The 9,337-nt window shown below is 73.6% G+C and carries 10 protein-coding genes and 2 pseudogenes; 1 reads left to right on the top strand and 11 read right to left on the bottom strand.

All coding sequences use genetic code 11. The features are described 5' to 3' along the window. From BMY61_RS48250 to BMY61_RS43195, 8 genes and pseudogenes are all read right to left on the bottom strand, one after another. Positions 1 to 447 (bottom strand): annotated as a pseudogene (locus BMY61_RS48250) (hypothetical protein); the annotation flags it as partial. 277 nt (positions 448 to 724) lie between these two features. Further along, on the bottom strand, positions 725 to 1,672 hold the full coding sequence (locus BMY61_RS43225; RefSeq protein WP_052438963.1) for an SGNH/GDSL hydrolase family protein: 948 nt from the start codon (positions 1,670 to 1,672) through the stop codon (positions 725 to 727). Positions 1,673 to 1,724: 52 nt separating this feature from the next. After that, positions 1,725 to 2,087 (bottom strand): DUF4387 domain-containing protein, encoded by a 363-nt coding sequence (locus BMY61_RS43220; protein ID WP_042451543.1) that lies wholly within the window; start codon positions 2,085 to 2,087, stop codon positions 1,725 to 1,727. Continuing rightward, complete coding sequence (locus BMY61_RS43215) at positions 2,084 to 3,496, bottom strand: acyclic terpene utilization AtuA family protein (protein ID WP_042451544.1); 1,413 nt, start codon at positions 3,494 to 3,496, stop codon at positions 2,084 to 2,086. Before BMY61_RS43215 ends, BMY61_RS43220 begins: the two co-directional genes overlap by 4 nt. Before the next feature lie 100 nt (positions 3,497 to 3,596). Next, positions 3,597 to 4,148, bottom strand: a complete 552-nt coding sequence (locus tag BMY61_RS48960; RefSeq protein WP_042451546.1) for a Clp protease N-terminal domain-containing protein — start codon at positions 4,146 to 4,148, stop codon at positions 3,597 to 3,599. 2 nt (positions 4,149 to 4,150) lie between these two features. Continuing rightward, positions 4,151 to 4,387 carry a hypothetical protein gene (locus BMY61_RS43205; protein WP_042451548.1) on the bottom strand — a complete coding sequence of 79 codons (237 nt, stop codon included), beginning with the start codon at positions 4,385 to 4,387 and terminating at the stop codon, positions 4,151 to 4,153. Between the two features lie 67 nt (positions 4,388 to 4,454). Further along, positions 4,455 to 5,420, bottom strand: a complete 966-nt coding sequence (locus tag BMY61_RS43200; RefSeq protein WP_042451550.1) for a hypothetical protein — start codon at positions 5,418 to 5,420, stop codon at positions 4,455 to 4,457. A 23-nt stretch (positions 5,421 to 5,443) separates the two neighbouring features. Next, entirely contained in the window at positions 5,444 to 5,800 is a 357-nt protein-coding gene (locus BMY61_RS43195) for a PadR family transcriptional regulator (protein ID WP_042451551.1), read from the bottom strand. A 145-nt stretch (positions 5,801 to 5,945) separates the two neighbouring features. On the opposite strand from BMY61_RS43195, the gene BMY61_RS43190 reads away from it, so the two are divergent. Continuing rightward, positions 5,946 to 7,187 (top strand): styrene monooxygenase/indole monooxygenase family protein, encoded by a 1,242-nt coding sequence (locus BMY61_RS43190; protein ID WP_042451554.1) that lies wholly within the window; start codon positions 5,946 to 5,948, stop codon positions 7,185 to 7,187. 7 nt (positions 7,188 to 7,194) lie between these two features. Here the strand turns inward: BMY61_RS43190 and BMY61_RS48550 are convergent, their stop codons facing one another. From BMY61_RS48550 to BMY61_RS43180, 3 genes and pseudogenes are all read right to left on the bottom strand, one after another. Further along, positions 7,195 to 7,341, bottom strand: coding sequence for a hypothetical protein (locus tag BMY61_RS48550; RefSeq protein ID WP_161791292.1), 147 nt, complete (start codon positions 7,339 to 7,341; stop codon positions 7,195 to 7,197). Between the two features lie 75 nt (positions 7,342 to 7,416). Beyond that, entirely contained in the window at positions 7,417 to 8,112 is a 696-nt protein-coding gene (locus BMY61_RS43185) for a hypothetical protein (RefSeq protein WP_042451556.1), read from the bottom strand. 35 nt (positions 8,113 to 8,147) lie between these two features. After that, positions 8,148 to 9,337 (bottom strand): annotated as a pseudogene (locus BMY61_RS43180) (hypothetical protein); the annotation flags it as partial.

Raw genomic sequence — 9,337 nt, 5'->3', positions numbered from 1 at the left:
GAAGCAGCCGTTGGCGGTGGTGCAGGCCGGCAGGCCGTACTGGCTGCGGTAGGTGGCGAGGTCGGCCTCGGCGTTCGGGTCGTCCTGCGCGTCCACGATCGCGACGGTCTGCCCCGCGCCGCCGTTGGCGGGCAGGTTGTAGGCGCTCAGCAGGTCGCCGGGGCCGTACCCGGACGGGGTGGCGTCGGCGCTGACGGCGTGGGCGGCGAAGACGTGCGCCTGCGTCACGTCGGTGCGGACCTCGGCGAGGCAGGACATGGTCCGCACGTGCTTGGGGGCGGCGCACAGGTGCCGGGTGTGCACGTGGTGGCGGGCGGCGGTCGTGACGGTCGACGAGGCGGCGGAGGCCGAAGCGGGAGCGGCTGCGGTCAGAGCGCCGCCGACCAGCGCCGCGACGGCGAGCCCGACGGCGCCGAGCTGCTTGCGGGGTATCGAAGCCTTGCCCATGAGGGTGCGGGGTCCTTTCGATCGGTCACCCTTGGTAATACGCCATGCACATGCCAAACAACTGCGCAGATCACGGCATGCGAGAACCAGGGCGGGTGGGGGTTTGTCACCACAAGGTGGGGTGTTCCTTGCGAACACCAGAGAAGCAGGGCGTCATCTGACGCGTCAACAAGCGTTCAGAGGATTTTCAGAGGAAGGCGGGCACAGCTTCGTTACCCGTATGTAAAAGCCGCTGCTGAGACATGGTCACCGCGCGTGAACGGCTCCCAGAAGATTTTCAGCCTTCTCCCAGCATCGTCAGGACCGCTGCGGCCATGCCCGCCTCGCCGCGCGCGTTGGGGTGCATCGAGGCCGCCGGCGCGGACGGCAGCAACGGTTCGACCCAGCGCGTGGCCGCGGGCGAGCACGCGTCGTGGCCCACCGAGGGCGTCCAGGTGTCGACGTACGCGGCTCCCGCCGCCTCGGCGCGGCGCCGCAGCATCGCGTTCAGATGCTGCTCCTTGAGGCGCAGATAGGCCACGTCACCGGCGCCGATGGCGAGCGACGCGGTGCAGGAGGCGCCGTCGGCGGGCAGGATCTCCGGGTAGCCGACCACGAGCACGCGGGCGTGCGGGGCGCGCCGGTGGATCTGGGCCAGCGCGCCGCCGAGGCGCTCCCCCGCCACCACGATCCTTGCCTCGACGCTGTCCTCCCCGCCGGACGTCAGCTGCTCGCGGCACGGCGTCTGCCGCAGCAGCCCCGCACTGACGCAGCGTCCGACCAGGTCCGCGAAACCGATGTCGTTGCCGCCGATGCCGAGGGTGACCAGCCGGGTGGCCGGCGTGAGCGCGGACAGCTGGGCGGGGTTCACCCCGTCGGAGGTGACCTGGCGGCGGGTCAGCTCGGCGACCTGGGCGCCGCTGCAGCTCATGTCGCGGAACGCGGCCGGGGCCAGGCGCAGACGGGCGGCCAGCAGCGCGGGGTAGGCCTGGCTCGACCGGGCGCACCCGGCGGGTGTGCCGGTCTGCTGCGGGATGTCCGGCCCGGCCGTGTAGGAGTCTCCGAGGGCGACGTACGGGCCGGCGGCGAGCAGTGGTGAGGGCGACGCGCTCGCCGGCGCCGCCCGCCCGGACGCACTGCTGCGCGCGGGCCGGTCGGTGCCTGATCCGCCGCCACCGCCGCATGCGGCGAGCCCCGCGCACAGGACGGCCGCGGTGACGGCCGCGCCCGCTCTTCGTATTCCCACCCGCGCCCCTCCTCCGGTCCGGCGGGCCGCAGGCCCGTCGCTGCGTCCCACCCTACGTCGCCGGCTCCGCGTCGCCCGGGACCGGCAGGCGCAGCGCGAGGAGGGGTCCGTGCTGCTGGGCGCCGTAGACGTCCGTCTCACCGACCGCGCCCGAGGGAAGCGGACGGCGCAGGTTGATCTTCACCGCGCGGGCCGGGTCGTAGAAGATCGGCTCGCCCACGTCCGCGACCGGCACGCCGTACAGCTCCGCGACCACGCGCCGGTCGACCAGCCGCTCGCGCTTGACCAGCTCGTACTGCGCGCGGGTGGTGAAGATGATGTCGAGGGTGAGCTCGTACGGTCCGGCGTTCTTGCTGCGGACCACGTCGGCCAGCTCCGGGAGCGGCACCGTCCGCGTGGCTCGTCCGTCGGTCATGACGCCCCCTCGGGCAGCTCGGTCCAGCGGATCGGGAACGCCCGGGCCGCCTCGTCGGCGCCGAGCCGCAGCAGGTGGTAGAGGCTCCACTCGTAGACCGCGCCTGCGTGGAAGTCCGAGGGCGAGTAGGGGAAGGCCAGGTTGCCCGCCGTCGACAGGCGGCCCGGGTAGCCGAAGTGCAGCATCGTGGAACGGGCGAAGGCGCACAGGGTGTCGGCCAGCTCCTGCGTGTCGGCCACCGCCTCGATCACGAGGCCGACCTCGTGCCCGCCGACGACGGGCCGGGGTTCGAGCGGCCCCATGCAGCCGTCGCGCCCGTAGACGCGCACCAGCAGCTCGTACTGCTCCGGCTTCAGGTCGGGGAAGTTGTCCGCGACGCGTGCGCGCACGCCCGCCACGATGCCGTCCAGCTCGCGGATGAAGACCGGGTCGCGGGCACCGGCGAGCGAGACGGTGCGGAAGCCGCGCAGTCGCGCGCCCTCCAGCTTGAGCGTGTACGGCGCGGGGACGTGCCGTGATCCGGTGACCCGGACCCCGCGCTCCCCCTCCGGGGTGAACGCGCAGTCGGTGAGGTCGAGATGCCCGCCGGGGCCGGGCAGGTGGTAGGGGTCGCTCTTCTCGTAGAGGGTGTGCGCGGCCACCGAGGTCGGCGTGCAGCGGCGGTCGGGAGACAGCGGCTCGACGACGAAGTGGCCGCGGCGCAGGGTGCCGAGCATGCAGTCGCTGCCGCTGCCGGGCACGGCGGCGATCGCGGCGCATTCGAGGATCTTGCCCAGGTGCAGCGCGAGGCCCTCGTCGAAGCCGTGCAGCAGCGGCAGCGCGGCGAAGACCGCCGGGTCGTATGCACGTCCGGCCAGCACCAGGTCGGCGCCGCCGCGCAGCGCCTCGACCAGCGGCTCGACGCCGAGCTGCGCGACGATACGGGTGCTCGCCCGCACGTCCGCCCCGGTCAGCTCCGGGCCGTGGGGGACGGCGGTGATCCGGCCCTCGTCCAGGGCCCGCAGCACCGTCTCGGGCGCGACGTCGGCGGCGATGACGGCGGTGCGCAGCCGCAGGTCCTGCTCCGCGGCGATCTCGTCGGCGATCGCGACCAGCCACCGGAGGTGCGGGGCCGCGCCGGCGCCGCCGGCCGAGCCGACGACGACCGGCACGCCGAGACTCCGAGCGGCTGTCAGCATCCGCTCCAGGTCGCGTCTGACGGCGGTCCGGTCGGTGAAGGACTCGCCCGCGCCCAGGTAGTAGGGCCCGGGGTCGGTCGAGCCGGCGTCGACAGCGATGACGTGCGGACGCCGAGCCAGGCCGGCCGCGAAGGAGGCGTCGGGAAAGCCGTAGCCGAGGATCGCCGTCGCGGCGAGGATCCGGATCTCGTCCGGTCCCTCCGCCGACACCCGCTCCCGCTCCGGCTCCATGCGCAACCGCCTCCCTGCTGCCCGTCGTCCCGCCAGCATAGGCGGGCGACCTCGGCGGGCTGCGGGGAGGCGACGCCGCGTGACGGTGCAGGTACCGCCGTCAGGCGAGGAGCCGGGCGCGCAGGGTGGCGAGGTCGAAGCCGTGGTCGGCGAGGAGGCGGGCGGCGGGAACGTCGCCGCTGATCAGGCCGAGGAGCAGGTGTTCCGGGAGGATCTCGCGGCTCTTGGCCGCGAGCGCCTCGCGGAGCGAGAGCTCCAGGGCCTTCTTCGCGTCGGGGGTGAAGGGCAGATGCCCTCCGGGGAGGCGTCCGGCGCCCTGACGGCGGCGGGCGGCCGGGCCGGTGGCTCCGCTGAGGGCGCCGACCCCGAAGACGGCCTCGACCTTCTCGCGGACGGCATCGAGGTCGATGCCGATGGTGTCCAGCGCTTCGGCGTCCAACTCGGGCTCGGAGTGCAGGCGTTGGACCGCCGACCGGGCGGCCGCCAGGTCGAGGCCGCCCTCGGTGAGCAGGGTGGCGGCATTGCCGTGACCGAGCCCGAGCAGACCGAGCAGCAGGTGCTCGGAGCCGGTGGTGCGGTGGTGCAGCATCCGGGCCTCCTCCTGGGCGAGGACCACGGTGCGCCGGCAGTCGGGAGTGAACCGCTCGAACATCCTCAGTCTTCCTTCCTGCGGCCGAAGCGGCTGCCGCCGCCGTGCTTCTTGTGAACGGCCTGACGGCTCACACCGAGGCAGTCGGCGATCATCTGCCAGGTCCATCCCTGCGCCCGGGCGTTGCCGACCTGCAGGTCCTCGAGTCGCTCGGCCAGCTCGCGCAGCGCGCGCACGGCCTTCAACCCCACCGCCGGATCACGGCTGCTCGCGGCGTCCGCGAGCGTTCTGGTCTCGCTCATGTCTGTCAATTTAGGTTGACGAGCAGCGGCTGTCAACAAAGGTTGACGAACGCCGACCCGGAAGCGCTCAGGACCCGACCGCCCGCCGTTCCGCCGCCCGCAGTGACCGGCTCCGCCAGGCCGCCGCCAGCGCCACCAGGACCACGCCGCCCGCGGCGACCGCCGACGGGGAGGTCAGCGAGGCCAGCGTCGGCACCCCGAACCGCAGCAGGCCGGCCACCGATGCCAGGCCGAAGGCCGCCACGCCGGTGCCACCCCTGCGAGCGAGGGCGAGGGCGAGCAGCATGGGCAGCACCCACATGAAGCCGACGGCGAGTGCCATCTCGTTCGGATAGTGGATCACCAGCATCAGCCCGTACGGCAGGAGCGACAGCAGCGCGATCCCGGCGGCAGCGCCGCGATCCCGTCCGAGCACCGGTCCCGCCATGTCGCGCGGCACCGCGAGCAGCAGCACCCACACGAACAGCGACGGCAGCAGCGAGTCGCCGACCATGAAGCTGCGCGAACCGGTCGCCTCCGGCAGGGCCCAGGCCAGCGCGCCGGCCTGGCCGAGCACACCGGCCGAGGCCAGGACCCGCGCCGCACCCCAGCGGCCGACCAGCAGCAGCGTCAGCACCACCAGCCAGACGGCGGTCGCCGCCACCGTGCCGACCAGCATCACCTTGTCCGACGGGGAGAGTTGGTCGAACTGCGGCTGGTTCATCAGCATCACGACCAGCGCCACCACATAGAGCACCCCCTGTCCGACACACAGGGAGACCGCCAGCGGCGCGGCCTTCGCCACGATCCCGTCCGCGCGCCCCCGACCACCGAGGCCGACGCGCAGGCGCAGCCCGTGCCCCGCGACGTCCGCCGCCTCGCGCAGCACGGCCGCCCGACCGCGACCGGCGGTGGCCTCGGCGAAGATGGCCGCCAACTCCGACGCCTGAGCCGCGCGGGCGGAGCGCGGCAGCGTCCGCAGTGCGAGGCGCAGCGCCGCCGGCGTCGATCCGTCGTGCGATCCGACGTGCGATCCTTCGCGTTCCTGCTCCATGTCCCTCTCCCCCTCCGGACGACTCACGCCAGGGCTCCCCTGGCGCTCGGACGCGGCCGCCGCGCCAGTCGGCGCTCGGCCTCCTCGGCGACGGCGCGCAGCCGGGCCGTCTCCTCCGCGAGCGCGACCGCGCCCGGGTCGGCGAGGGCGTAGACCTTGCGGGCCCGGCCGTCGACGACCTCCTCCCGTTCCACCCGGACCATTCCCTCCCGTTGCAACCGCTCCAGCGCGCCGTAGAGCGTGCCGGTGCGCAGCCGCACCCGTCCGTTCGAGATCTCGGCGACCTCCTGCATCAGTGCGTAGCCGTGCCTGGGCTCGTCGGCCAGGGCGGTGAGCAGGAGCAGCGTGGGCTCCTGCATGGGGCGTGCCCGTTCACTCATGAGACCTACATATATCGATGACCGGCATATGGCGCAAGGATCTTCTTCGGCAACCCGGTCTCGGCGCCCCCGTCCGGGTGGCCTTGTCCCCAGGGCATCAACCGCGTGAGGATGGACTGCTGACGTTTTGTTCGGAGGAGGCCGCATGCGGGATGTCGCCATCGTCGGGGCCGGGCAGGCCGGTCTGCAGCTGGCGCTGCAACTCCAGTCGGCAGGACAGCGGGTGACGGTCGTCGCCGAGCGGACGCCGGACCAGGTCCGGGCGGGGCGGGTGCTCTCGTCCCAGGCGATGTTCGGGCCCGCACGGGAGTTGGAGCGCGCGGCCGGACTGGCTCTGTGGGACGGGCAGGCGCCCGACACGCGAGGCCTGCACGTCGTCGTCGGCGCCGAGGGCAAGGCGGTGCTGTCGTTCGACGCGGCGGTGCGCGCGCCGGCGCACTCGGTGGACCAGCGGCTGAAGACCGCCGCCTGGCTGGAGTTGTTCGAGGAGCGGGGCGGGCGGGTCGAGTACCGGCGGGTCGAGCCGGCCGATGTCGCCGGGCTGGCCAGGCAGAACGAGCTCACCGTAGTCGCTGCCGGACGCGGCGCACTCGCCTCGCTCTTCGCCCGGGACGCCGCCCGGAGCCGGTTCGACGCGCCCCAACGGCACCTGTCCTGCGTCTACCTGCACGGCGTGGGTGCACCCGAGGATCTGCCCGACCCCGCAGGCGACCCGGCCCGCATCCATGTCGTGGCGGGTGCGGGCGAGTTGGTGCTGCAGCCGGCGCTGACCCTGTCCGGCCCCTGCGTGATCCTGCTCTGGGAGGCGATCCCGGGCGGCCCGCTGGACGTGTTCGGCGACGACCCCGACCCCGCCCAGACGCTGGCCCGCACCCGTGAGCTGGTCCGCCGCCATGTGCCGTGGGAATGGCAGGCATTGGCCGACGCCGAGCCCACCGACGGCGGTGCGTCGCTGGCCGGGGCGGTGACGCCGACGGTACGGCACCCGGTGGCCCGGCCCGGCGGCGGCGCCCGGCCCGTCCTCGGCATGGCCGACACCCTGGTCGTCAACGATCCGATCACCGCGCAGGGCGCCAACAACGCCACCCGCTGCGCGGCCCTGTACGCCGCCGCGGTGAGCGCCCACGGGGAGCGGCCGTTCGACGAGCCGTGGATGCAGGCGCTGTTCACCGCCTACTGGGAGCAGGCGGCCCGCCACACCGTGGAGTTCACCACCACGATGCTCGGCCCGCTCCCCGACCACGTCCAGTGGGCCTTCGCCGAGGCCGCGGCCCGCCCGCAGGTGGCATCCCGGCTGGCCGAGACCTACGCCGACCCGGCCGACTTCGCCCGCTGGCTCGCCACCCCCGAAGCGACCGCGGCCTACCTCGCCCCGCCACAGGACTGACCGAACGTCATCCCACCGGGATCTCCTGCTCCTTACCACCCTCGACATCGGCGACCTGGCCGACCGCCGCCCCGACCAGCTCTCCGGCGGCCAGCAGCAGCGCGTCGCCATCGACCTCGAACCGGACCACATCGCCGTCCGCAAGGACGACCATCCGGAGTGACGCCGCCTACGGGCCGGTCCCGTTGACCGGCCCGTAGGCGGCGTGATCGACCAGTGCGGGTCGCGATCAGTGCTCGTCGAAGACCCGGTGGACGGTGACCTCGGGCTCCATCTGCGACAGGGCCGAGACGCCCGGACCCTTGGGGGCGGTCGCGGCCGCCGCCTTGAGGATCGCGGTGACCTGCGCGGCCAGCGCGTCCACCTGGCTCTTGATCTGGTCGATCGGCGCCTTCGACTTGCCCAGCGCGTCCAGCTTGCGGTGGATCTCCGCCAGTTGGCGCTCCGCGGTGGCGCTGAGGGTGAACGGGCGCGGGGTGGAGACGACGAACTGGTAGGCCCCCGCGAGCGTCTCGCAGCCGTCGCAGTGGACGTTCTCCGCGCGGCTGAGGTTGACCGCGTTGAGGTGAATGTCCGTCCCCGCCATGGTGACGATCTGGAAGGAGAGCGCGACCGAGCGGCACGGGTCGTCGGCCTTGCAGTAGGCGGACACCGCCAGCGCCTGGTTGCGCGCACTGGCCGCGAACAGCTCGCCGTACTGGTGGACGGTGAAGGAGTCCTGGAAGCGGGACTCGTGCGCGGGGTTGGCCAGGGTGTGCGCCCCGTCGTCGGCCACCGCGACACCGTCGTGTCCGCCGACGGCCTGCGCCACGCCGGTGGTGGCACCGATGACGCCGAGGCCGGCGGTGGCGAGCAGGCCGACGCGCAGGGCGCGGCGCGCGGCGCCGGCGCGGATGCGGGACTTGCGGTGCTGGTTGAGGTCCATGGAGTGTGCTCCTCGCTGTGAACGGGCTGCTGGATCTACTGGAGCGCCTTGGTCGCGGCGCCCGTGGCGGCCGTCGTGGGCGGGGGAGTCGCCGTGGCGGACGTGGTGGGTACCGCCGTGGTCGGTGCGGCGGTGGGGGTCGGCGTCGGACCGGTGGTGGGCTGGCCGGTCGGCGCGGAGCTGGTGGGCTTCGCGGTCGGAGTGGGCTTGGCCGTGGTCGGCTTCGCGGTGGGCGTGGCGGACGGCGAGGTGCTGGGCTGCACCGTCGTGGTGGCCGAGGCGCTGGGGAGCGGCAGGCCGCCGCCGCGGGTGTGGCCGCCACTGGCGCCGGGGGTCGGTGTCCCACCGGCACCCACCCCACCGGTGTGGTGGTGGCTGGGCGGCGTGCTCGGTACGGCTGTCGGGACGCCGGGTTGGAGGACGGGGACGATGGGGGGTTGGGGTGGCAGGGGTTTGGGGGTGAGGCCGACGACCCAGGCGCAGCACAGGCCGCCTGCGGCGACCAGCCCGAACGCGCACAGTGCGGCGCGCAGGCGGGGTCGTCCGGCGGTGGCCCGGCGGGCGGCGCGCAGCAGGCGGCCGGCCAGGCGGACGGAGAGGTAGGCCATGCCGGCCAGCGGGCAGACCAGCATCAGGCAGCCGAGCAGTCCCACCGTGCCGGAGGCGAACTGGCCGTGGGTGAACGCGTCCGCGGTGCCGGAGAGTTGCTCGGTCAGCGAGCGGATCCCGGTGGCGAGTATCCGGGGCAGGTTCCACAGGGCGTAGCCCAGGTCGCCCAGCAGCAGCGGCACCATCGTGCAGACCCAGGTGGTGACGATGACGCGGGCGGAACGCTTGAGGTCGGCGACCTCGGGCGGGGTGGGACGGCCCGGGACCATGCTGAGCACGATCGGGCGGATCTTGCCGTAGAGGTCGGGGATGCCGGCCAGGTCGCCGAGGATGTAGTAGCCGTCGAGGCGGACCGCCGGCATCAGCTGTTCGAGGACCTCGAAGTGGCCGAGGTAGACGGCGCTGAGGAAGAACGGCTGACCGGTCAGGAAGTAACAGCCGGTCAGGGCGAGCATGAAGACGACGTTGAAGTAGACCCCGCCGAGGTCGGTGCGGATCCGGCCGGCCCGGCCGATCCGGTAGACGTCGGTGACGTCGGTGTACATCGAGGGCCAGATCAGGAACAGGCCGCAGCCGATGCAGCCCGGTCTCGCGCCCCCGTAACGGCAGGCCGAGG

Source organism: Streptacidiphilus jiangxiensis (assembly GCF_900109465.1).
Lineage (GTDB): Bacteria > Actinomycetota > Actinomycetes > Streptomycetales > Streptomycetaceae > Streptacidiphilus > Streptacidiphilus jiangxiensis.
This window is presented reverse-complemented; position numbering and strand designations above follow the sequence as displayed.

Bases quoted from the DNA above. Each gene is read 5' to 3' on its own strand.
- BMY61_RS43220 (WP_042451543.1), bottom strand. From the start codon at position 2,087: ATGACCGACGGACGAGCCACGCGGACGGTGCCGCTCCCGGAGCTGGCC.
- BMY61_RS43215 (WP_042451544.1), bottom strand. From the start codon at position 3,496: ATGGAGCCGGAGCGGGAGCGGGTGTCGGCGGAGGGACCGGACGAGATC.
- BMY61_RS48960 (WP_042451546.1), bottom strand. From the start codon at position 4,148: ATGTTCGAGCGGTTCACTCCCGACTGCCGGCGCACCGTGGTCCTCGCC.
- BMY61_RS43205 (WP_042451548.1), bottom strand. From the start codon at position 4,387: ATGAGCGAGACCAGAACGCTCGCGGACGCCGCGAGCAGCCGTGATCCG.
- BMY61_RS43200 (WP_042451550.1), bottom strand. From the start codon at position 5,420: ATGGAGCAGGAACGCGAAGGATCGCACGTCGGATCGCACGACGGATCG.
- BMY61_RS43195 (WP_042451551.1), bottom strand. From the start codon at position 5,800: ATGAGTGAACGGGCACGCCCCATGCAGGAGCCCACGCTGCTCCTGCTC.
- BMY61_RS43190 (WP_042451554.1), top strand. From the start codon at position 5,946: ATGCGGGATGTCGCCATCGTCGGGGCCGGGCAGGCCGGTCTGCAGCTG.
- BMY61_RS48550 (WP_161791292.1), bottom strand. From the start codon at position 7,341: ATGGTCGTCCTTGCGGACGGCGATGTGGTCCGGTTCGAGGTCGATGGC.
- BMY61_RS43185 (WP_042451556.1), bottom strand. From the start codon at position 8,112: ATGGACCTCAACCAGCACCGCAAGTCCCGCATCCGCGCCGGCGCCGCG.